This window comes from Acidiphilium iwatense, assembly GCF_021556475.1.
In the GTDB taxonomy this organism is placed as follows: Bacteria; Pseudomonadota; Alphaproteobacteria; order Acetobacterales; family Acetobacteraceae; genus Acidiphilium; species Acidiphilium iwatense.
On record NZ_JAKGBZ010000001.1, the window covers coordinates 168,725 to 190,719 of the forward strand.

Annotated in this window: 23 protein-coding genes; 12 read left to right on the forward strand and 11 right to left on the reverse strand. The window is 64.4% G+C overall.

Features of this window, described 5'->3' with window-relative positions; translation table 11 throughout:
* Position 1: 1 nt before the first annotated feature.
* The 7 genes from L2A60_RS00875 to L2A60_RS00905 all read right to left on the reverse strand — a co-directional run bounded on the left by L2A60_RS00875 (position 2) and on the right by L2A60_RS00905 (position 6,308).
* The gene (locus L2A60_RS00875) at positions 2 to 721 is read right to left on the reverse strand and encodes an oxygen-binding di-iron domain-containing protein (protein WP_235702474.1); all 720 of its coding nucleotides are present in this window, start codon (positions 719 to 721) and stop codon (positions 2 to 4) included.
* A 21-nt stretch (positions 722 to 742) separates the two neighbouring features.
* The gene (locus L2A60_RS00880) at positions 743 to 1,240 is read right to left on the reverse strand and encodes a DsrE family protein (protein ID WP_235702475.1); all 498 of its coding nucleotides are present in this window, start codon (positions 1,238 to 1,240) and stop codon (positions 743 to 745) included.
* A gap of 70 nt (positions 1,241 to 1,310) precedes the next feature.
* Positions 1,311 to 2,471 carry an MFS transporter gene (locus L2A60_RS00885; RefSeq protein ID WP_235702476.1) on the reverse strand — a complete coding sequence of 387 codons (1,161 nt, stop codon included), beginning with the start codon at positions 2,469 to 2,471 and terminating at the stop codon, positions 1,311 to 1,313.
* A 31-nt stretch (positions 2,472 to 2,502) separates the two neighbouring features.
* Positions 2,503 to 3,507 (reverse strand): substrate-binding domain-containing protein, encoded by a 1,005-nt coding sequence (locus tag L2A60_RS00890; RefSeq protein WP_235702477.1) that lies wholly within the window; start codon positions 3,505 to 3,507, stop codon positions 2,503 to 2,505.
* A 28-nt stretch (positions 3,508 to 3,535) separates the two neighbouring features.
* A complete protein-coding gene (locus L2A60_RS00895; protein ID WP_235702478.1) occupies positions 3,536 to 4,561 on the reverse strand; it encodes an ABC transporter permease in 1,026 nt (341 codons plus the stop codon).
* Positions 4,558 to 5,343: an ATP-binding cassette domain-containing protein gene (locus tag L2A60_RS00900; protein ID WP_235702479.1), complete on the reverse strand. Its 786-nt coding sequence runs from the start codon at positions 5,341 to 5,343 to the stop codon at positions 4,558 to 4,560. The genes L2A60_RS00895 and L2A60_RS00900 overlap by 4 nt, the downstream gene beginning before the upstream one ends.
* Before the next feature lie 107 nt (positions 5,344 to 5,450).
* On the reverse strand, positions 5,451 to 6,308 hold the full coding sequence (locus L2A60_RS00905) for an NUDIX hydrolase (RefSeq protein ID WP_235702480.1): 858 nt from the start codon (positions 6,306 to 6,308) through the stop codon (positions 5,451 to 5,453).
* A 34-nt stretch (positions 6,309 to 6,342) separates the two neighbouring features.
* Between L2A60_RS00905 and L2A60_RS00910 the strand changes: the two genes are divergently transcribed.
* Both L2A60_RS00910 and L2A60_RS00915 read left to right on the forward strand, forming a co-directional pair.
* Positions 6,343 to 8,205, forward strand: a complete 1,863-nt coding sequence (locus tag L2A60_RS00910; protein WP_235702481.1) for an ABCB family ABC transporter ATP-binding protein/permease — start codon at positions 6,343 to 6,345, stop codon at positions 8,203 to 8,205.
* 78 nt (positions 8,206 to 8,283) lie between these two features.
* Complete coding sequence (locus tag L2A60_RS00915) at positions 8,284 to 8,532, forward strand: hypothetical protein (protein WP_235702482.1); 249 nt, start codon at positions 8,284 to 8,286, stop codon at positions 8,530 to 8,532.
* Positions 8,533 to 8,571: 39 nt separating this feature from the next.
* Here the strand turns inward: L2A60_RS00915 and L2A60_RS00920 are convergent, their stop codons facing one another.
* Positions 8,572 to 8,835, reverse strand: coding sequence for a DksA/TraR family C4-type zinc finger protein (locus L2A60_RS00920; RefSeq protein ID WP_235702483.1), 264 nt, complete (start codon positions 8,833 to 8,835; stop codon positions 8,572 to 8,574).
* A gap of 241 nt (positions 8,836 to 9,076) precedes the next feature.
* Between L2A60_RS00920 and L2A60_RS00925 the strand changes: the two genes are divergently transcribed.
* The 3 genes from L2A60_RS00925 to L2A60_RS00935 are packed head-to-tail and all read left to right on the forward strand — an operon-like array spanning position 9,077 to position 12,221.
* Positions 9,077 to 10,186 carry a sugar ABC transporter substrate-binding protein gene (locus L2A60_RS00925; RefSeq protein WP_235702484.1) on the forward strand — a complete coding sequence of 370 codons (1,110 nt, stop codon included), beginning with the start codon at positions 9,077 to 9,079 and terminating at the stop codon, positions 10,184 to 10,186.
* A gap of 59 nt (positions 10,187 to 10,245) precedes the next feature.
* Positions 10,246 to 11,022 carry an ATP-binding cassette domain-containing protein gene (locus L2A60_RS00930; protein WP_235702485.1) on the forward strand — a complete coding sequence of 259 codons (777 nt, stop codon included), beginning with the start codon at positions 10,246 to 10,248 and terminating at the stop codon, positions 11,020 to 11,022.
* The gene (locus L2A60_RS00935; protein WP_235702486.1) at positions 11,019 to 12,221 is read left to right on the forward strand and encodes a sugar ABC transporter permease; all 1,203 of its coding nucleotides are present in this window, start codon (positions 11,019 to 11,021) and stop codon (positions 12,219 to 12,221) included. The genes L2A60_RS00930 and L2A60_RS00935 overlap by 4 nt, the downstream gene beginning before the upstream one ends.
* Positions 12,222 to 12,225: 4 nt before the next feature.
* Here L2A60_RS00935 and L2A60_RS00940 read toward each other — a convergent pair whose 3' ends face one another.
* Positions 12,226 to 12,837, reverse strand: a complete 612-nt coding sequence (locus tag L2A60_RS00940; RefSeq protein WP_235702487.1) for a metalloregulator ArsR/SmtB family transcription factor — start codon at positions 12,835 to 12,837, stop codon at positions 12,226 to 12,228.
* Between the two features lie 163 nt (positions 12,838 to 13,000).
* Between L2A60_RS00940 and L2A60_RS00945 the strand changes: the two genes are divergently transcribed.
* The 5 genes from L2A60_RS00945 to L2A60_RS00965 all read left to right on the forward strand — a co-directional run bounded on the left by L2A60_RS00945 (position 13,001) and on the right by L2A60_RS00965 (position 18,944).
* Positions 13,001 to 15,316, forward strand: a complete 2,316-nt coding sequence (locus L2A60_RS00945) for a xanthine dehydrogenase family protein molybdopterin-binding subunit (RefSeq protein ID WP_235702587.1) — start codon at positions 13,001 to 13,003, stop codon at positions 15,314 to 15,316.
* The gene (locus L2A60_RS00950) at positions 15,313 to 15,735 is read left to right on the forward strand and encodes a DUF1489 family protein (RefSeq protein WP_235702488.1); all 423 of its coding nucleotides are present in this window, start codon (positions 15,313 to 15,315) and stop codon (positions 15,733 to 15,735) included. Before L2A60_RS00945 ends, L2A60_RS00950 begins: the two co-directional genes overlap by 4 nt.
* On the forward strand, positions 15,732 to 16,562 hold the full coding sequence (locus L2A60_RS00955; RefSeq protein WP_235702489.1) for a S49 family peptidase: 831 nt from the start codon (positions 15,732 to 15,734) through the stop codon (positions 16,560 to 16,562). The genes L2A60_RS00950 and L2A60_RS00955 overlap by 4 nt, the downstream gene beginning before the upstream one ends.
* A gap of 264 nt (positions 16,563 to 16,826) precedes the next feature.
* A complete protein-coding gene (locus L2A60_RS00960) occupies positions 16,827 to 17,309 on the forward strand; it encodes a GNAT family N-acetyltransferase (RefSeq protein WP_235702490.1) in 483 nt (160 codons plus the stop codon).
* 90 nt (positions 17,310 to 17,399) lie between these two features.
* Positions 17,400 to 18,944 (forward strand): S53 family peptidase, encoded by a 1,545-nt coding sequence (locus L2A60_RS00965; protein WP_235702491.1) that lies wholly within the window; start codon positions 17,400 to 17,402, stop codon positions 18,942 to 18,944.
* Positions 18,945 to 18,968: 24 nt separating this feature from the next.
* Here the strand turns inward: L2A60_RS00965 and L2A60_RS00970 are convergent, their stop codons facing one another.
* Together L2A60_RS00970 and L2A60_RS00975 are read right to left on the reverse strand one after the other, a co-directional pair.
* Complete coding sequence (locus tag L2A60_RS00970; protein ID WP_235702492.1) at positions 18,969 to 19,232, reverse strand: hypothetical protein; 264 nt, start codon at positions 19,230 to 19,232, stop codon at positions 18,969 to 18,971.
* 633 nt (positions 19,233 to 19,865) lie between these two features.
* A complete protein-coding gene (locus L2A60_RS00975; RefSeq protein ID WP_235702493.1) occupies positions 19,866 to 20,252 on the reverse strand; it encodes a DUF2784 domain-containing protein in 387 nt (128 codons plus the stop codon).
* 26 nt (positions 20,253 to 20,278) lie between these two features.
* Here L2A60_RS00975 and L2A60_RS00980 point away from each other — a divergent pair, with 26 nt between their 5' ends.
* Positions 20,279 to 21,451: a BaiN/RdsA family NAD(P)/FAD-dependent oxidoreductase gene (locus L2A60_RS00980; RefSeq protein ID WP_235702494.1), complete on the forward strand. Its 1,173-nt coding sequence runs from the start codon at positions 20,279 to 20,281 to the stop codon at positions 21,449 to 21,451.
* 19 nt (positions 21,452 to 21,470) lie between these two features.
* Positions 21,471 to 21,791, forward strand: a complete 321-nt coding sequence (locus L2A60_RS00985; RefSeq protein WP_235702495.1) for a hypothetical protein — start codon at positions 21,471 to 21,473, stop codon at positions 21,789 to 21,791.
* The last annotated feature ends 204 nt before the right edge of the window (positions 21,792 to 21,995 follow it).

Here is a 21,995-nt window from a genome sequence, read left to right on the forward strand (position 1 = left end):
ATCATCCCAGCACCTCGCCCAGGATGATTGCAAGTTCCCGCAAAGCCGCAGCGCCATCCCCGGCATAGCTTGAGCCATGCATGATCGCGAGCGTTCGCGGGGCAAAGCACGCGAGATCCTCCAGCGCGCGGCCGGTATTGTGCGTATAGGGAATCGCATGGGCGAACGGTCCCGCCTCGCCGTCGATCAGCGATGTTCGCACCCGGTCCAGGATTGAGCCGGCGGATAGCGGCTCGCCCGCGCCGGATTGCAGGAAAAGGTCGGAACAGAACAGGGTCCTGTCGGTTTCTTCGAAGAGCAGGCTCGCATCCCAGCCGTGCGGCAAATGCGGCGTCGCCAGAAGGCGAAACCGGCGCTTGCCCGTGATCAGCACGTCGTCATGCCCCAGCACCCGCGCCGTGCGCATCGCAAAATCGTTCACGCTGACCAAGGCGCCGACCAGCCCGCAGACCGGCTCGGCGCGCGGCGCCAGCCCCAGCCATTGGTTCAGCGCGCCGCACTCGTCGGACTCGAAATGGCTGAAGCCGATATGGCGGATCGACGCCGGGTCGACCAGCCGGACGACGGCATCACGAAGCTCGGGAAACATGCCGCGCAGCCCTGCGTGAAACAGCAAGGGCTCGTCGTCGCGGACCAGGAAGTGGTTGAATGTCAGCCCGATGTCCGGCACGTAAATCGAGATGCGATACACATCGGGCGCGATCTCATCCACTTGTGCCATCTCGGTTGCCGCGCCGGACCGTCACGGTTTGATATAGGCGAAACCGTGGGTTTCGAGCTGCATGATGCGCACGATTCCCGCCGGCACGATAACCGCCTGGGGCACCAGAACGGGCATGTGGCCGGTCGCGTGCATCATCGCCATCATCGTGTTGTGGCAGGCGTCGAACTCGATGCCCTCGGCGTCCATCGCGGCGATGCGCTTCGCATCCGGCGAGTTCGCGAGCAGCATCTTCAATCCCGGCCCGTAGGCAACGACGACGATCTGCACCTTGTCGTCGCCCATGAAGTTGAGCACGTTCTGGGCGTTGTTGAGCGCGAGAGTCCAGACCGCCGGATAAGCCTCGCTCACCTGGAGCACCAGATGCCGGGTCGCGAATTGATGGGGATGCTGGAAGATTGGATGGTCGAATTTGAAGTCCTTCAGCATCGACGGATTCGCTCGCGCCAATCCTGCCGGCATGAATCCGAAAACCGCTAATCCGAAAAACGCGGCGACCAGCCTTTGCCTTGCCGTCATGCCCATCTCCTCAACTTGCCGTTTTTGATTGCTCCCATCAATAGAACGGCTGGGCGGTAAAATAAAGCGATCAGGCGATCATCGTGACGATTCCCGCGAGCTGGAACAGAACCGAAATCGCGGCAAGTGCGGCGATATTCACGTCATAGAGAGCCCCGAGCAACAGGCTGCCGGCGAACCAGGCCGTGCCGCGCACCAGATCGAACAGCCCGAACGCCGTGGCACGCTCCTCCGTGCGAACCATGCCGCCGATCGCCGCCTTCAGAACCGAATTCTGCACGCCCATGCCGACACCCCAGAGCGCGACGCCCGCCACCGCCGCGCCGAACCCGCCGAGAAACACCAGCGGCGCGGCAAACGCGGCAAGGCCGAGGCCGATCGCGGGGGCAATCATACCGCGCCGGTCGAACCATGAGCCGCTGGCCAATGATGCCGCCCCCGACGCTCCCATGGCGATCGCATAGAGAACCGGAATCCAGAGCGGCGCCATCGTGCCGGCCTTGCCGAAGTGAAACGCGATCAGCGCGAAATCGGCATAGCCGGCGGCCAGCATCGCGGCGGCGGCGGTGAAGCGCCAATAGGCGGTGCCGAAATCGAAACGCTTCGGCAGCCGTGCCTTGATGATCAGCCGCCCGCGCGCCGGATAGCGCAGCCTTGCGCCGATCAGCACGGCGTAGCCGATCACCGCCGGAATCGCGAGGAATCCGAAACCCTGACGATAGACGCCGCCCAGCCCGAGAATCAGCGCGATGCCGAGCGGCCCGATCATCGCCCCGGTCTGGTCCATCGCCTCGTGCAGGCCGAAGCCCCAGCCGAGCCCCTTGGCTTCGGCGGCGCTCGCCAGCATGGCGTCGCGCACCGGCGTGCGAATCGCCTTGCCGGTGCGTTCCAGCAGCAGCAGCAGGATCACCACCGGCAGCCCGCCCGCCAGCGCCAGCAGCGGCAAGGCGAACAGGTTGAACGCATAGCCGGTGAACATGATCGGCCAGTATCGGCCGGTGCGGTCGCCGAGATAACCGGAGACGAGGCGCAGCGCATAGCCGATGAACTCGCCGAAGCCGCCGACGAAGCCGACCAGCAGGCCGGAGGCGCCGAACTGCGCGAGATAGGGGCCGGCGATGCTCCGGCCGCCCTCATAGGTCATGTCGCTGAACAGGCTGACCGTGCCGATCAGAACGATGAAGGCGACGGCGCCGCGCCGGATGCGATCGGGATGTGCCGTGTCATCCATGATCGCACCCGTCTGCCCCAGGCGGGGCCGGTCAGTAAATCCCTTTCTTGATCAGCGGAATCATCTTCTCGATCATCGCGCCGTTATCGGTCCCGGCGGCGGTATTGGTGTTCATCCCCTCCAGCCCGAATTTTTTCGTCAGCACGCATTGCGCGACCGGCAGGAACCCTTGCAGATAGAGCTGCTGGTTGAGCGTCACGGTGATGTATTTGCTTTTCAGCCCGGAAATCGTCGCCGGCGCGAGGTCGATGCCGCCGACAGTGATCTGCCCCGGCTTCTTGCCCGCCTCCTTCAGCGCCTGCGGAATGAACGAGGTCACCAGCCCCTGCTGGGTGCCGATCGCCTTGATGGTCGGGTGCCGCTCGATGAACGCGACGATGATCGGCACCGCCAGGGCCGGATCGGAATTCACCTTGTTCGAGATGTTGAGCGTATAGACCTTCAGCCCGGCCTTTTTCAGCCCGTGCGCCAGCCCCTTGTCGGACAGCCCGCGAATCCCCTCGGCGAACACGCCGTATTCGAGCGCGATATCGCCCTTTTTCAGATTGCCCGCCTTGATCATCGCCTCGGCGGTGGTCTCGCCGCCCTTGAACAGATAGGTGCCGGCATAGCCGAACCCGTTGGCGCGATACAACGCCTCCAGCTTGGGCAGCGGCACGTTGCCGGCGGTCACAACGATTCCTGCCTTTTCCGCCTGCGCCACCAGGGGCATGAACGGCTTGTTGCCCGGATGCCCCATGATCTCGATGCAGTCGGGCTTCGCCGCGAGCGCCTGGCGGAACTGGGTAATCATGGTTTCAGGCTGCCAGTTGGAATATTGCTCGACCAGCTTGACGCCGAACGCGCGGGCGGCGTCCTTGGCGCCGATCTCGCGCGGCAGGGTCGAGCCGTCGCCGGGGCTGCCGCCCATCTGGAAATACATGGTCAGTCCGGCGCCGAGTTTCGCGCCCGAGGGTGCGGCTATCGCAACCCCCGAAGCAAATGCCAACAATGCAGCGGCACCGGCGCCGCGACACAGGATCGAACGTATTTTCATGGATTGGTCTCCCCGTTGTCAGTAACGATTAAGTCCTGCCGCGCAGCCGCCGGTGCAGCAGGCGCAGCCGCGCCGGATCGTCGAGCCCGATATGCAGCACCACGGCGGATACGAACACCAGCCCGACGATCACCTCGACCCAGAACCCCGCAACCCCGGTCGCGACGATCCCCGCATCGAGCATCCCGATGATCAGCGCGCCGAAAAAACTGCCCACCACCGTCGCCGATCCGCCGAATACCGAGGTTCCGCCGATGAACACGGCGGCGAGCGCGGAGAGCAGAATGCCCTGGCCCTGGGTCGGGAAATAGCTCAGGTTTTCCAGGGTCATCAGCACGCTCGCGAAACCGGCGAGCGCGCCCATCAGGACGAACAGCTTGATCCGCTCGCGCATCGTATTGATGCCGACCACGCGCGCGACCTCCCGCGAATCGCCGATGAACAGCAGATGCTCGCCGAAACGGTGCCGGTTCAAAATGAACCAGACCGCCACCGCGACCCCGAGCGCCCAGAACGCCTCGGCCGGAATGCCGAACAGCGTGCCCGCGAAAACTCCGTTGATCGCGCTGCCGGTGAGGCGTTGCAGCGTGTAGGACATGCCGCCCGACAGAACCGTGGCCACGCCGGACCAGAAGAACGACGTGCCGATGGTGATGATGATCGAGGGAATCCCGATCACCGCGACCAGCCAACCATTGATGATGCCGATGACGGCACCGCCCGCGATCGCGGCGGCGAGCCCGAGCCAGGGCATTCCGAAATGCCGCGTGACATAGGCGAACAGGAAACCGGATAACGCGATGACAGCGGGAAACGACAGATCGATCTCCCCCGCCGCGATCACCAATGTCAGCCCGAGCGACAGGATCAGCATTGGCGGGATGGTGACGAGGAACGAGTTGTAGATCGGCCAGTTCAGGAAAACCCCCGGCGCGAAGCCGATGAACAGCCCGATCAGCACGAAGAACACGACGATGATCGGCAGGCCTTCGAGCTTGAATGCCGGGCGCCGGGCCAGCATCGGGGCGGTCTGTTTCATCGGGGTTCCGCTCATGCCGCCACTCCGGCGTGCTTGGTCTGCTGCAGCCCGATCAGGAACCGGGTCAGCTCTTCAAGGTCCATTTCGGCAGGCCGGATATTGGCGACGATGCGCCCACGGTCGAGCACCACCAGCCGGTCGGCCAGCGCGTGCACATGGGCGAGATTATGCTCGATATAGATCGCCGCCCGCCCGGACTCCTTGATGCGGCGCACGAAATCCAGAACCTTCTGCACTTCCTTGATCGCGAGTGCCGTGGTCGGTTCGTCGAGAATGATCAGATCGGCGTCGAAATGCATTGCCCGGCCGATCGCGATGCCCTGGCGCTCGCCGCCGGAAAGCTTGGACACCGTCGACTCCGCGTCGATCCCGACGCCGCGAAACCCGAGCTGGCGCTGCAAAATCTCGTTGGCGATGCGCCGCTCCTCGCGCACGTTGATGAAGCCGAACCGGTTGACGATCTGCCTGCCCACGAAAAAATTGCGCCAGAGCGGCTGTTTCTCGCCGAGCGATTTTTCCTGATACACCGTCTCGAAGCGCAGATCATGCGCGCGGCGCACCGAAAAATTGTTCCAATCGACTGCCTGATCGCGAATGAACAGCCGCCCGGAGGAGGGCGGAATCACCCCGGTCAGCGTCTTGATCAGGGTGGATTTGCCGGCGCCGTTATCACCGATCAGCCCGACGATCTCGTTGCGCCCGATCGCCAGGTCGATATCGGTCAGCGCGCGCACCTTGCCGAAGGAGACGCAAAGTTTCTCGGCGCGGACGATGTGCTCATAGGCGCGGTCGGACATGTTTGCTCCCTTGGCGCTTGGGCACGCGAGCGCCTTGCTGTTTTTTATCGAAGGAAGACAGGTCTATGTCAATTGAATTTATGGCGATTATGGAATTATTTTCTGTATCATGGAACTGTAGCCGCCGGCATCGCCGCGAGGGTTGTGCGCAAACCCCCCGCATCGTCGGCGAGAACGTCGTGGCGGAGCAGAAAATCGATCAGCACGAGATTGACGTTGAACTTGAAATCCTCGCCGGACGCCATGCGCTCCAGCACGAGCCTGGCCGGCATCAGCTCGAAGCTCTCGACCTCGCCATCCGCCGCGTGCGGCACGAAATCCTCGGGCAGGTCGAGATCGTAGCACACCAGCACGTCGCGCCGCAGGCCTTCCGGGCGCGCCATGTCATAGGCGATGCGGGAAACCTCGCGCGTCCCGGCGATCAGCGCCTCGGGAATCGCCGCCTCCTCGGCGGCTTCCTTCACCAGGGTCTCGTCCGGCGTCATCCCCGCCGACACGCCGCCGCCGACCAGATTGTCGAGCTTGCCCGGATCGAGCTTTTTCTCGGCACTGCGCCGCGCGATCCATAGATGCAGCCCATCGGCGCGGCGCACCACGCCGTTCAGATGCGCGCCAACCCCGATCACGCCGAATGCCGGCAGGGCGCCGCGATCGAGCACCGCGAGAACCGGCCCGCCGAGGCGCGCCCGCACGTCGAAATCCTCGCCGCGCATCCGAAACCCGAATTGGGGCGCGAGCCCGGCGGCGATCAGGTTCAGTCGCGCGGCATCATCGGGTGCGATCGTCACGCCGCCGGGCTCGACCGTCGCAGCCCCCGCCAGCGCCGCGGCGAGGTCCGGCGCCACGTAGCCGACATGGGACGCACCGATGCGGAGCGGAATCCGGTCGCCCGGCAGGGTCGCGTTGCGGCATCGCGCGATATGGCCGTGCAATGCCGCCAATACCTGCCCTTCTGCCTTAACCATTTGCAATCCCGCGCTCACGTGCCATTTGCCGGAGATGGCCCGAACCGTCGATATTGCCAAGCCCGATCGCTCCTGGCGCACCATCAAATCCCTGCTGCCCTATCTCTGGCCCAAGGGCGAAATCTCGCTCCGGGTCCGCGTGGTGCTGGCCGCGGCCGCGCTCATCCTCGCCAAGGTCGCTGTGGTGATCGTGCCGATCGTGTATTCCTGCGCGGTCAACGCGCTGTCGCCCAAGGCCGGCCCGCTGATGATTCCGGCAGCCCTGATCGTCGCCTACGCGATCGTGCGCATTGCCGCTTCGGGTTTCAACGAATTGCGCGACGCGCTGTTCGCCGCCGTGCAGCAGCGCGCGGCGCGGGTGGTCGGCCGGGAAACCTTCGAGCACCTGCACGCGCTGTCGATGCGCTATCACCTCGACCGCCAGACCGGCGGCCTTTCACGGGTGATTCTGCGCGGCACCACCGGCATTCAGACCGTGCTGCGCCTCGCCACCTTCAGCGTGGTGCCGACCCTGTTCGAACTCGTCCTCACCATGGGCGTTTTGTGGACCCTGTTCGACTGGCGCTACGCCGCCGTAACCCTGATCGCGGTGGGCGGCTACATGGCGTTCACCTTTTCCTTCACCGCCTGGCGTATCAAGTTCCGCCGCCAGATGAACGAGACCGACAATGTCGCCCAGACCAAGGCGATCGACAGCCTGCTGAATTTCGAGACGGTGAAGTATTTCGGCAATGAACGGCACGAAAGCCGAAGATTCGACGAAAGCCTCGCCGCGTATGAAACCGCGGCGGTGCGCTCGCAAGTGACCCTCAGCGCGCTCAATCTCGGTCAGGCCGCGATCATTTCAGTCGGCCTCGCGGTGATGATGCTGATGGCGGCGCGCGGCGTCGCCGCCGGCAGGCTCAATATCGGCCAGTTCGTCCTGGTCAACACCTATCTCATCCAGCTCTACCAGCCGCTCAACTTCCTCGGCTTCGTCTATCGCGAACTGAAACAGGGGCTGGTCGACATGGAGCAGATGTTCTCGCTGCTCCGCACCCAGCAGGAAATCACCGACCGCGCCGACGCAAAAACCCTGGCGCCGCGCGGCGCGCCGGTCGCCGTCGAATTCGCCGACGTCCGGTTCGGCTACAACCAGGACCGTGAAATCCTCCACGGCATCGCGTTCCGCGCCGAACCGGGGCGGAAAATCGCGCTGGTCGGCCCGACCGGCTCGGGCAAATCGACCATTTCGCGCCTGCTGTTCCGCTTCTACGATGTCTCGGAGGGCGCGGTATTGGTCGACGGCATCGATGTCCGCGATCTCGCCCAGCAATCCCTGCGCGCCGCGATCGGCGTGGTGCCTCAGGACACCGTGCTGTTCAACGACAGCATCCGCTACAACATCGCCTATGGCCGGCCCGGCGCGTCCGACGCCGAGATCGAACAGGCCGCGAAACTCGCGCAGATCCACGATTTCATCGCCTCCCTGCCGCAGGGCTACGAAACCCGCGTGGGCGAGCGGGGCCTGAAGCTGTCGGGCGGCGAAAAGCAGCGCGTGGCGATCGCGCGCACCATCCTGAAGGACCCGCGCATCATCATCCTCGACGAGGCGACCAGCGCGCTCGACACCGCGACCGAGCAGGACATCGGCACCGCCCTGCGTCAGGTCGCGCGCGACCGCACCACCCTGGTCATCGCGCACCGGCTTTCGACGGTGATCGACGCCGACGACATCTTGGTGCTGCGTGACGGGGTCATCGTCGAGCGCGGCACCCATGCCGCGCTGCTGGCGGCGGGCGGGGTCTATGCCGCCATGTGGGCGGCGCAGTCGGAACTGGCCGACGCGGAACAGACGGCGGATCGCCTCGCCACCGGCCCGGCCACGCGGGAACTGGCCGCGAATGTGGCGGAATGAGCCATGGTGGTGCTTAATTTAGACATCGTCGATCATTAACTGACAAGGGTGCGTGAGATGACGAGTCAGGAGTCTTGCATGACGGATATGGGCGATTACGCGACCGAGGAACAGATTCTGAAAGCAGGCTCGATGATCGACCGGGTGGTCAAGCACATGATCGAGCAGAAGCTGCCGCCCATCGCGGTCGCCTCGGCGCTGCTCGGCGGCGCCCTCAACGTGCTGTCCGCCTCGTTGCCCGACGATGCGATCCTGCGCATCCTGCACAACGCGATCGACAGCGTCGAATCCGGCGAACTGCGCGACATCGACCAGCCCCGCCAGTAAATCCGGCAGGTTCTGACCAAACCGCAACGGCGCCGAGCGCTATCTGAGCTGGCTGTCCTTGTTACCCCTGCGGTTGAACCCGCTGTTCACCGGACGACGATCGAGCGCAGACTGACACACGACGCAGGTTCGGGCTCCGGGCAGCGCCCGGCGGCGCGCTTGCGGGATTTCCTCGCCGCATTCCACGCAATGGGTCTCGCCCTCGCCCGTGGGCATGAGCGCTCGGGCTCTCATCACCTCGTCCGTGATGGTATCGTCGATCTGATCCTGCACCGCCCCGTCCGGAGCCCATCCGTTCGCCATCGCCGCTATCCGACTGCCTTATCGTCCCAAGGAGCTGAGATAGGGAATCCCAACGCCCGATCCAAGCATCGCGATGCGCACGGCATTCCCGAGAAACCCTGACTCACTACCCCAAATTCTTCCTGCTTGACACCGGAACGGGTTCCACGATAACGACCGATTTACTACAAGGGTCAAATTAATTTGGCGCGCCGCGCAGCCAGCCGGATGCGCCGAATTTCGTCGAACAGGGAAAAACGCCATGACAATCGCTTTCAGGTCCATCCTTGCCGCCTCCGCGCTCGCCGCCGCCGCATTCGGCGTGCAGACCGCTCATGCCCAGGCCATCGCGCAGCCCAAGCCGGTCAGGATCAGCACGAAAAAAACCACCATCGCCTTCCTGCTGCCGGAGAACTCCTCACCGCGCTACGAGCAGGTCGATCGCCCCTGGTTCATCAAGATGGCCAAGGCCGCCGACCCCAACGCGAAGCTCATCGTCAGCAACGCCAATTCCAGCCCGGATACCCAGCTCAACCAGGCGCAATCGGCGATTTCCAACGGCGCCGACGTTCTCGTGGTCGATCCGGTGGATGGCAAGGCGGGCGCGGCGATCGTCAACTACGCCGCACGCAATCACATCAAGGTCATTTCCTATGACCGGCTGATCCAGGATTCCAAGCCCGACTACTATGTCTCGTTCGACAACGTGAAGGTAGGCGAGCTCCAGGGCCAGTACATCGCCGCGCACACCAAGGCCGGCGGCCATGTGATGATGATCAACGGCGCGCCGACCGACCCCAACGCGTTCGATTTCCGCAGGGGCGCGATGAACGTGCTCGGCCCGCTGTTCAAATCGGGCAAGCTGCATCTGGCCTATACGGTGATGACGCCGGACTGGAGCGCGCAGAACGCCTTCACCGAATCCCAGCAGGCGCTGACCCGGCTGCACAACAAGGTGAATGCGGTGCTCGCCGCCAACGACACCACCGGCGCCGGCGCGATCCGCGCGCTCCAGGCGGTCGGGCTCGCCGGCAAGGTGCCGGTGACCGGCCAGGACGCGACCAATGGCGGCCTCACCTATATTCTTGAGGGCCTGCAGTCGATGACCGTGTTCAAATACGTCCCCGACGAAGCGGCGGCGGCGGCCCAGCTCGCGGTCGCGGTGGCGACCCACACCAAGCCGCCCGCCGGGCTGCTGAACGGCAAGACCAACAACAAGATGATCGACGTTCCCTCGGTCCTGCTGACCCCGGTGGTGGTGACCAAGAAGAATCTTGCGGCAACGGTGATCAAGTCCGGCTATACCACCTGGAAAGCGATCTGCGTCGGTCCCGCCGCCGATGGCGCGATCTGCAAGACGCATAGCGGCTGAATTTGGTGCGGGGAGCGGGAAAAACCCGCTCCGCCGGCGTTGGTTTCGGGAGGGATATCATGAGTGGCAGTGCCGCAACGCCGTTGCTGACCGTGCGCGGCCTGAAAAAGCGCTTCGGCGCGGTCACCGCCCTGCGCAATGTCGGGTTTTCGGTCGAGCGCGGCGAGGTGACCGCCCTGCTCGGCGATAACGGCGCGGGCAAGTCCACCACCATCAAGGCGATCGCCGGGGTCGCGCCGATCGACGAGGGCGAAATCCTGCTCGAAGGCCGGCCGGTCACGATCCGCCACCCCTCCGAGGCCAATGCGCTGGGGATTCAGACCGTCTATCAGGATCTCGCCCTCTGCGACAATCTCGGCATCTGCGCGAACCTGTATCTCGGCCGCGAACTGATCGCCAAGCCCACGCCGCTCGGCCCGCGCGTGCTGCGCGATGTCGAAATGGAGGCCGAGGCCCGCCGCGTGCTGAAAACCCTGCGCATCAACCTGCCGGCGCTCGATACCCCGGTCGCCTCGCTGTCCGGCGGACAGCGCCAGGCAGTGGCGATCGCCCGCGCGGTGCTGTGGAATTCCAAGCTGGTCATCATGGACGAACCGACCGCGGCTTTGGGCGTCGCCCAGACCGCCGAGGTGCTGCGCCTGGTGCGCGACCTCGCCGGCCAGGGCTACGGGGTCATCCTGATCACCCATAACATGCAGAACGTGTTCCAGGTCGCCGACAATATCGCGGTGCTGCGCCTCGGCGAGACCGTGCTGGAGGCGCGCAAGGCCAATCTCACGCCCGATCAGGTGGTGGGCGCGATCACCGGAACCCTGGCGATAGGAGCGGCGGCATGACCACGACCACCCAACCGGCCGTGCCGGTGCAATCGCCGTTCAAACGCTGGCTGTCCGGTGTCGCCAACGCGTCCGATCTCGGCATGCTGCCGGTGATCGCGGCGCTGATCGTCATCTGGATCGTGTTCGAGGTGCTGAACGCGAATTTCCTTACCCCGCGCAACCTGTCGAACCTCGCGGCACAGATCGTCGTTACCGGCACGCTGGCGCTCGCCGAAATCTACATCATCCTGCTTGGCATGATCGATCTGTCGATCGGCTGGAACTCGGTGCTCGCCGCCTCGATTTTCTCGCTGAGCACGGTGTTTTTCCATCTGCCGGTCGTGGCCGGGCTGGTGCTCGGCATCGTTTTCGCCACAGTGGTCGGTTTTCTCCAGGGCATGCTGGTTTCGCGGGTCGGGGTGCCGAGTTTCGTGGTGACCCTGGGCGGCGCGATGGTCGCCGAGGGCATCACCCTCGGCATCCTCACCCCGCATGGCGGCTCGGTGCCGCTCTCGGATTCGCTGACCACCGCGATCGGCACGCTCAACCTCGCCCCGCTCTGGAGCTGGGTGCTCAGCATCGTCCTGTTCGGCGCCTATGCCGCCGTCACCCTGAACCAGATCCGGCAGCGCACCGCCGGCGGCCATGAGGGCGGTTATGCGGCGGTGATGCGCCTGATCGGCGTCGGCGTTCTGCTGTTCGGTGCCGTGTTCATGCTGAACGCCTATCGCGGCGTGCCGTTCCTGCTGCTGATTTTCCTGATCGCGCTGTTCGCCTCCGCCTTCGTGACGAAATCGACCCAGTTCGGCCGGCATCTCTACGCGGTGGGCGGCAATGCCGAGGCGGCGCGCCGCGCCGGCATCTCGGTGCGCGGCATTCAGCTCGCTGCCTTCATCATCGCCGGGTTCCTGGTCGGCCTCGCCGGCTATCTCGACGCCGCGCGCCTCGGCGTGGCCTCCGCCTCGGTCGGCAACGGCGATATCATGCTGAACGCGGTGGCGGCGGCGGTGATCGGCGGCACCTCGCTGTTCGGCGGGCGCGGCAGCGTCTACGGCGCGCTGTTCGGCGCGCTGGTGATCGAGAGCGTGAGCAACGGGATGAACCTGCTGGGGGCTGCATCGTCGGTGCGGTTCATCGTCGAAGGCGGCATCCTGCTCGCCGCGATCACGGTGGATACCGTGCTGCGGCTGAAACGCCTGCGCACCGGCCGGGCCTGATCGCTCATCGTTTCGTCGGGCGCAGCCTTGCGGGCACCTTGGGCTGCATCAGCCAGTCCGCGTCGGGGCGCACCCACCAGTAGGCGCCTTTGCGGCCCATCATGCGGTGCGACAGGAACAGGCTCTTGAGCTGGGCGATGTCGGGATAGAATTGCTTGAGGTCGTAATCCAGATCGGGCTCGCGAATCCGGCGCCGCTTGTCGATCCGGCTGATGATGTAGCCCAGCACCGCCCGGCGCTTGCGTGCCGATTGCGGAATCTCGGTGATGCTGGTGTCCGGCCGCAGATAGGGTGCGGCGATCGTGCAATCCGCCTCGCGCGACATGACCGGGTGCGCCAGCGACGCCGTGCCGTCGCGGGTCAGCAGAATATCGCCGATCTCGGTCAGGTTTTCCTGGATCAGTGCATACCAATGCGTCGTCCCGGCGAGGCGAAGCCGGACCAGCCCCGCCTTGCGCAGGGTGCTCAGATGATGCGATGCTGTCGGCGGCTTGATGCCGGCCAGGGCAGCGAGATCCTGCACCTTCTGTTCGCCCTGGGCGAGATGACCGAGAATCGTCAGCCGCTTCCGGTCGGCCAGGGCCTTGAGGGCGTTCACCAGTTCGAAATAGAGCATCGATCCCCGCCGAATTATGACGATATTTAATTTTACTAACTCATAATTAGATCGCCTCCGCCGGGGTGGGCAAGCAAAACGGCACCTGTCTCTTGTATTTTCCCGGCCGCGCCATATCCTTCGGCAGGGTTCCCGATGCAAAAATAAAATGGGGTTGTCGATCATGGTAAAATTCGGAATTGCGCAGCCGGTCAAGCGGGTCGAGGATTCGCGGCTGCTCAAGGGCGCGGGCCGCTATACCGACGACGTGCCGGCCAACGGCGCGCTGCGCCTGCATGTTGTGCGCTCGCCCCATGCCGCGGCGGTCATCGCCGGGATCGACGTCAGTGCGGCGAGGGCGATGCCGGGCGTGGTCGCGGTGATCACCGCCGCCGATCTCGCCGCCGAGGGGATCGGGGCGATTCCCTGCGTCATCCCGCTGGCCAATCAGGACGGCTCGCCGCGGGCGAACGCGGACTGGCCGGTGCTGGCGCGGGGCGTGGTGCGCCATGTCGGCGAGCCGGTCGCCTTTGTCGTCGCCGAGACCATCCAGGCCGCGCGCGACGCCGCCGAGGCGGTGGAGGTGACCTATGAGACGAAGCCGTCAGTCACCGAACTGTCCCGCGCGATGGATGGGGATGTGCCCCTGGTGTGGGACGACGTGCCGCGCAACCTTGTGTTCGACTGGGCGGTGGGCGATGCCCAAGCGGCCGATGCGCTGTTCAAGCAGGCCGCGCACGTGACGAGGCTCCGCGTGGTGAACAACCGGATCGTGGTCAATTCGATGGAGCCGCGCGCCGCCCGCGCCGAATACGATGCCGCGACCGGCCGCTGGACCCTGACCTCCGGCACCCAGAGCGTCTGGATGCTCAAGGACATCCTCAGCCAGGCGGTCTTCAAGGTCGCTCCCGACAAATTCCGGGTGATCACACCCGATGTCGGCGGCGGATTCGGCATGAAATTCTTCGTCTATCCCGAGCACGTCATGGTCTGTTATGCCGCGCGCAAATTCGGCCGGGCGGTGAAATGGATCGCCGATCGCGGCGAGGCGTTCCTGTCCGACACCCATGGCCGCGACCACGTGACCGAGGGCGAATTGGCACTCGACGCGGCAGGGAAATTTCTTGCCCTGCGGGTGCGCGACATCGCCAATATGGGCGCCTATCTGTCGAATTTCGCGCCGCTCGTCCCCACCGTCGCCGGCACCAAGGTGCTCGCCAGTGTCTACGGCTTCAAGGCGGTCCATGCCCAGGTCTCCGGCGTGCTGACCCATACCGTGCCGGTCGACGCCTATCGCGGCGCCGGGCGGCCGGAGAGCAATTACCTGGTCGAACGGCTGATCGATGCGGCGGCGCGCGAGATCGGTGCGGACCGGGCGGAACTGCGCCGGCACAATTTCGTCCCGTCGAGCGCGATGCCGTATCGCTCGGCGCTGAACGAGATTTACGATTCGGGCGATTTTCATAAAGTGCTGGACCGGGCGCTCGACGTGATGGACTGGAAGGGTTTCCCGGCGCGGCGCGCCCGCTCGGCGGCGGAGCAAAAACGGCGCGGCATCGGCATGGCCTATTACCTGGAGGCGACCGGCGGAGCGCCGGAGGAACGGGCCGAAATCCGCTTCACCCGCGACGGTTTCGTCGATGTGTTCGTCGGCACCCAATCGACCGGGCAGGGGCATGAGACCGCCTATGTCCAGTTGGTCGGCGACCGGCTGGGCATCGACGCGGAACGCATCCGCGTCCGCCAGGGCGATAGCGATGCGATTCCGAGCGGCGGTGGCACCGGCGGCGCGCGCAGCCTGTATTCCGAGGGCCAGGCGATCGCGCTGACCACCGCGAGCATCATCGAAAAGGGCAGAAAGGCGGCGGCCGACATGCTGGAGGCGGCGGTGGCCGACATCGTGTTCGAAGCCGGCGCGTTCAAGATCGTCGGCACCGACCGGCAGGTCGATATCATTTCGCTCGCCGGAACCCTGCATGACGCGGACGGCAACGCGCTGGATACGGCGGAGATCGCGGCCATCGAGAAACATACCTTCCCGAATGGCTGTCATATCGCCGAGGTCGAGGTCGACCCCGAAACCGGGGTGGTTTCGGTGCTGCGCTATCTGGTGTGCGACGATGTGGGGACCATCGTGAACCCGATGATCGTGCGCGGCCAGGTGCATGGCGGCGTGGCGCAGGGGCTCGGCCAGGCGCTGCTGGAAAACACCGCCTATGACCCGGAAAGCGGCCAGCTCATGTCCGGCAGCCTGATGGACTACGCCCTGCCGCGCGCCGACGATGTGCCGGATATCGAGGTCGAGTTCGTCGAAATTCCCTGCGCGTCCAACCCGCTCGGCGTGAAGGGCGCGGGCGAGGCCGGCGCGGTGGGTTCGCCGCCGGCCCTGATCAACGCGGTGATCGACGCGCTGGCCGAGGACGGGGTGCGCGGCATCGACATGCCGGCGACGCCGGAGCGTATCTGGCAGGCGATTTCCAGTGTAAGACAGGCGGCGTGATTCACTTGGTCAAGCTCGCGGTGGGGGTGAAGGATGTCGGCCATCTGGCCGAGATCCAGCGCCGCCGCGCGCAAGCCGAGCCGCCGCTGCGCCACCGGACCCGCTCGATGCCGAAACGCGCGGATGAGCTGCGGAATGGCGGCTCGATCTATTGGGTGGTCGGAGGGCTCGTTATCGTGCGGCAGCGCGTGCTGGACGTGACCCTCGATGCATGGGACGATGGCTCGCCTTGCGCCGGGCTGGTGCTCGACCCCGCGCTGGTGCGGGTCGCGGCGCGGCCGATGCGGCCGTTTCAGGGCTGGCGCTATCTGGCACCGGAGGATGCGCCGATGGATATCACGCGGGACGCGGCGACAATCGAAGACAAGCTGCCGCCCGAATTGCGGCGCGATCTGCGCGCGCTGGCGTTGCTGCCATGACCGATTTTGCCGAATTGCGGGCAAAATTGCCGAAAAAACTGCCCTGGACGCCGGTGACAGTGCCGGTGGTGCGGATGACCGGCGTGATCGCGCCACGCGAGGCGGCGGTCAATCTCGACCGTTTCTCCGGCGCGCTGACGCGTGGGTTCAGCACGGCGAAAGCGGGCGAGAAACTGCTGATCCTGGCGATCGAAAGCCCCGGCGGATCGCCGGTGCAGTCGGATCTGATCGGCCGGTTCATCCGCCGCAAGGCGGGTGAGACCGGGGTGCGGGTGGTCGCGGTGATCGGCGATGTCGGGGCGTCGGGCGGCTACTGGATCGCCTGCGCGGCGGACGAGATTCTCGCCAATCCGATGAGCATCGTCGGCTCGATCGGGGTGATCGGCGGCGGGTTCGGCGTGCCGGAACTGATCGGCCGCCTGGGCATCGAGCGGCGCATCGTGACGGCGGGTTCCAACAAAATGCGCAACGACCCGTTCGCGCCGGCGCGGCCCGAGGACGAGCAATTCACGCGCGCATTGCTCGACGATATCCATGCCGGGTTCAAGGCGTGGGTGCGCGAGCGGCGCGGTGCGGCGATCGACGGGCATGAGGACGCGATTTTCGATGGCTCCTACATGCTGGGCGAGCGGGCGAAATCGCTTGGCCTGATCGACGGGTTCGGCGATGTGCGGAGCGTGATCGCCGAGCGGTTCGGCGCCAAGGCAAGACCCGATTTCATCGGGCCGAAGAAGCGGTTCAGCCTGCTGCGCCTGCTCGGGCGCGGTGCGGGGGCGGAGATTCTGAACGCGATCGAGGCCGAGGCGATGAAGGCGCGGCTGCGTTAGGTCGGCTTTAAGAGTGACCGGTGAAGCAAGCTTCTGCCTACGCCCAATGTCATTGCGAGAAGCGAAGCGCCGAAGCAATCCAGAAATTCTTGAGCATTTTTCCGAAAATGTGGATTGCTTCCGCCGGCGCTTCGCTTGGCATCGCAATGACGGCGTTGGGGTGTGGATCGCTTCGCCGGCTTCGGCCTCCTCGCGATGACGGGGTTTGTATCGCGTGGCGGGCCGGTCTTGCCCAATCGCGTCGGATCGGGCGATGATGCGGTCATGACAGAGAACGGAACAACTGAAGACTCGCCGATGCTCGTCGCCGATCCGGTGCGGCCCGAGGAAACCGGGCTTTTGCTCGATATGGCGCGGACGTTTCATAGCGAGGACGGGCATCCGATGGATGCGGCGGCCGAAGCGGCGACGCGGGCGAGCGTGACCGGCGAGGGTCATGCGGCGCTCGCGCCGACCTGGCTGCTGCGCCATGAGGGCAGGGTGGTCGGTTATTTCGTGCTCTCGCTCGGCTACAGCCCGGAGCATGGCGGGCTCGATGCCTTCATCGACGATATTTTTCTGGTTCCAGACATTCGGGGTCGCGGCTTGGGCCGCGCGGCGCTCGGTTGCGCGGTCGAGTCGGCGCGCGCGCGGGGCGCGCGGGTGCTGATGCTGGAGGTCGAGAAACACAACGACCGCGCCTATCGGCTCTATGCAAGCGAAGGCTTCGTCGATACCGGGCGGCGACTAATGTACCGTCATTTATAGAAACATTAAAGCGAGGTCACGGGACGGTTTGCGCTTGCCGATCCGGCGCGTCCTCCGCCATGGTGCGGGGTGAATAACCAGGAGATGACGATGGCCGATCCACGCTATGTTCCGTTTCCCGACAGCCACCACGAGGCGCCGCGCAATGCGCGCCGCATCGGCAGGCTCGACGATGGCGAGCGCGTGGAGGCAAGCGTCTATGTGAAGCCACGGCCGGCAACGGCGGGGCTAGACTCGCATGAGGCGGTGCTGGAAGATCGCGCGCGGCGTCACGCGCCGGATATCGACAGGATCAGGCATTTCGCGGCGGATCATGAATTTGACGTGATCGAGGCGGATGCGCGGCGCCGGCTGGTGCGGCTTTCCGGCACGGCGGGGGCGATGCGCGCGGCGTTCGGCGCCGAACTGCACTGGTTCGAGGGCGGGGGCGCGCGGTTCCGCGGCTATACCGGGGCGCTGCAGCTGCGCGCGGATATCGCCGATATCGTGGAATCGGTGCTCGGGCTGGATACCAGGCCGGTGGCAAAGCCGCGCCTGCGGATAATGCTGCCGGCGCAGGCGGGGGCTGCCTATCTGCCCAATCAGGTCGGCGGGTTCTACGGGATTCCGACCACGCCGACCGGTGCGGGCGAGTGCATCGCGATCATCGAACTGGGCGGCGGGTATCACCAGAGCGACATCACCGCCGCGTTCGGCGCGATGGGGCTGACGCCGCCAACCGTGGTCGCGGTGAGCGTGGACGGCGCGACCAATGCGCCCAGCACGGCGAATTCGGCGGATGGCGAGGTCGGGCTGGACATTCAGGTGGCGGGCGGCATCGCGCCGGGGGCGAAGCTCGCGGTGTATTTCACGCCCAACAGCGATGCCGGGTTCGCCGATGCGATCACCCGGGCCGCGACCGATGCGGTCAACAAGCCGTCGGTGATGTCGATCAGTTGGGGCGGCCCGGAATCGGGGTATTCCACGCAGGGCCGCACCACGCTGAACACCGCGTTGCAGGACGCGGCGAATGCCGGGGTGACGGTGACGGTCGCATCGGGCGACAATCTGGCGACCGACGGGGTTTCGGACGGCGCGGTGCATATCGATTTTCCGGCGGCGAGCCCCTATGTGGTCGGCTGCGGTGGCACCAGCATCACCGTGTTGGGCGGCGCGATCACCGCCGAGACGGTATGGAACAGCGGTGCGAACGGCACCGGTGGCGGGATTTCCACCGTGTTCCCGGTGCCGTCGTTCCAGTCCGGGGTGAAACTGCCGGCGAATGTCAGTACCGGCGGCACCGGGCGCGGGGTGCCGGATGTCGCGGCCGATGCCGATCCGGCGACCGGGTTTCAGGTAATTGTCGATGGGCAGAATTTCGTCGCCGGCGGCACCAGCGCGGTCGCACCGCTCTGGGCCGGGTTTTTCGCCCTGGTCAATGCGGCGCGCGGATCGCGGCTGGGGTTCGTGAACCCGGCGCTCTATGCGAACGCGGCGGGGTTCCGGGAAATCACCACCGGCAATAACAAGCCGGCGGGATCGAACCTGGGTTACAGCGCGGGGCCGGGCTGGAATGCCTGCGCCGGGCTGGGCGCGATGCTCGGCGCGAAATTGTTTGCCGCGCTGAAGGCGGCGAAGGGCTCGCCGGTGGCGTGACGCTCCGCGCGATGACATGACCCGTCATGGATCGGCGTCATTGATTTGGATGGAGACGGGCATGCCGTGCAGCAGACCGAGCGGCGCGGCGGCGGCTTCGATATCGTCGGCGTGTTTGGACATGCTTCCCAGAAAAACGCAGTGCTCGTTGACAATTATCGGCGCGTGCGCTCTTTGATTATAACGTTTTCTCTCCATTGGCTGAGCAGATGGGCTCAACTCGTCCACAACCCGCTTGAGAACAAAAATGGACGACCCGCTTCTAACGCTCAAAACGCTCTCGAACAACACTCACTATATTCGCGATTTTTATTATCGGATGATTCTAGGATTTACTGTTCTTTTAGATATTTATATTGTTGGTCTCCAGATTGTTGACGTTTTTGTTTTTATTGATTTTTAACCACTGAAAAAAATTCCAATTTATATTACAAATTTAATTCTTTTTACTGTAATTCCAGTAACGTTCTACACAGCAAAGTATCTGTCAATAAGAAAAACTCGATATTATTTGATGTATAATATTTCTATATATGCAATTTTTTCCATTTCATTTATGGCATGCTATGTACATGCTATTGGTAATATTTTGGAAACCTTGCCTGCCGGCCCATTTCGTCTAGCATTCACTTATCAATATTTCTTTGGCGTGCTGTGCTGCAGCATAAATGCGATGTATGCTTTTTCAAAGAAATATATTTATTTTCTTCCTAACTCTATGCGTAATAAATGATAATTTCTGTGCGTCGGATTCAACCGCCGTAGGCTACGCTCAGTGATTTGGTGGCCTGATTGTCGGTTCAAGAACCTGACCGAAAAAGATAGTTGAGTGATTTCAGTAGGTTGTGTTTCTGTCTGCTTTCCACAACGGACGGAAGCACGATGCCCTGGAAATCACTCGGCGGGCGGATTGCCGGCAGGTCAAGGGCGGGAGGAGAAACGCCGGCCGAACGGGACGAGGATCGAGAGGGCGGCGACGTAGAGAAACACCGTGACATAGAGCGCGGTGAAGACCCAGAGCGGAAAATTCCAGTAGATCAGGCGATCGACAAAATGCACGATCAGCGGCGGCGGCGATGCACTTCGGCCGGTCAGTTCGCTCTGCCAGAGGGTGAGGATGCAGGCGCGGCCGGCGAGCGCCTGGCCGGCGACGATCGCCATCAGGGCGAGGTGCAGCAGGCGGAGCCAGGCGATGCGGACGATGCGCCAGCCGAGCCACGCACCGAGCGGGATGACGACGAGGAAAGCGACGTTGAACGCGATGACGACGAGGTGGAGTGCCAGGACCGCTTCGGCGAGAGCAATCATGGCGGGACAGTAGGACGGGGGTTCGGTTGCGGCAATTCGACGTGGTGGTTCTGGGCGCGGGTGCGGCGGGGTTGATGTGCGCCATTGTGGCGGGGCGGCGCGGCCGGCGCGTGCTGGTGCTCGATCATGCCGATGAGCCGGGCAGAAAAATTTTGATTTCCGGTGGCGGGCGCTGCAATTTCACCAATATCCATACCGCGCCGGAGCGGTTCTTTTCGGCCAATCCGCATTTCTGCAAATCCGCCCTGTCGCGCTACACGCCACGGGATTTTCTGGATCTGGTCGAGAAGCACGGCATCGCGTGGCACGAAAAGACGCTGGGGCAATTGTTCTGCGACGGTTCGGCGCGGGCGATCGTGGCGATGCTTCTGGCGGAATGCGAGGCGGCGGGCGTAAAAATCCAGTTGGGCTGCCGCATCGCGGAGGTGACGCGGACCGAGCGGTTCCGGGTCGAGACCGATACGGGAGCGATCGCGGCAGAGTCTGTGGTGCTGGCGACGGGAGGCTTGTCGATCCCGAAACTGGGGGCGACCGGGCTGGCACATGATATCGCCGTGCGGTTCGGGTTACGGCTGATCGGGATCAGGCCAGGGCTGGTGCCGCTGAGCTTCGCGGCCGCCGATCTCGCGCGCACCCAGAAGCTGGCGGGTGTGTCGCTGCCGGTGGACGTGCGGTGCGGAGCGAAAAAATTTCGCGAAGCGATGCTGTTCACCCATCGGGGGATTTCCGGGCCGGCGATTTTGCAAATTTCGTCGGTGTGGCGGGACGGGGTGCCGATCATGCTCGATCTGCTGCCGGATGAAGCCGCCGGGTTTCTGCAGGCGCGGAAACGCGCGCGGCCAGGCGTTTCAGCGCGTACGGTGCTGGCGGAGGTGCTGCCGCAACGGATGGCGGACGTGTTTCTGCCGGACGAGTTGTCAGCGGGCCGGATCGGCGCACAACCGGACCGGGCGCTGATGGCATTGGGATCGGCGTTGAAGTCGTGGCAGGTTACCCCCGCCGGCAGCGAAGGCTATGCGAAGGCCGAAGTGACGCTGGGCGGGGTCGATACGGCTTGCCTGTCCTCCCGGACCATGGAGGCGCGCAGCGCAAAAGGGCTGTTCGTGATCGGCGAGGCGGTGGATGTGACCGGCTGGCTCGGCGGATATAATTTTCAATGGGCCTGGGCGAGCGGCTGGTGCGCCGGGTGCGTGGCCTGAACCGGAAGGGAGCAGAAGAATGGATCGCGACGAGCTTACGAGATGGGCGCTGGCCAATGGCTGGCAGATGATCGGCGGGCACCCGAGCCTGACCAAGCCATCCGCGCCGAAAGAGGCGATCGTGCGGATGGTGTTCAAGGCGACCCTGGTGAATGTGGAGGCAAAGAAGCCGGCGGGCAAGTGGGAAAAGGTGTCCGGCGCGCCCTACGGGCAGATCGCGCCCGATGAGGAGAGCGGATTGCCGCGCGGCCTGGGGTTCACCAGCCTGCAAGGGTTTCGGATGCTGATGGAGGATAACAAGGACCGCGCCGTGTTCGCCAAATTCACCGGGAAGGCGTGAGCGCTAGCCCTCGACCGTCGCATTACCTCCCCTGCCAAACGCATCTTCGGGTATCGCGGCTGCAAACAATTGCAGCCCTTCTGAAATGATCAAGTCGGTTCGAAATTCTTATCGACCGTCAGTTGTCCGCGATTTATCGGACGGCGATCGGAAGCGGTCAATTGCTGGATCAAGGTCGAGAGGGGCCGCGGTCCGCCACCATGC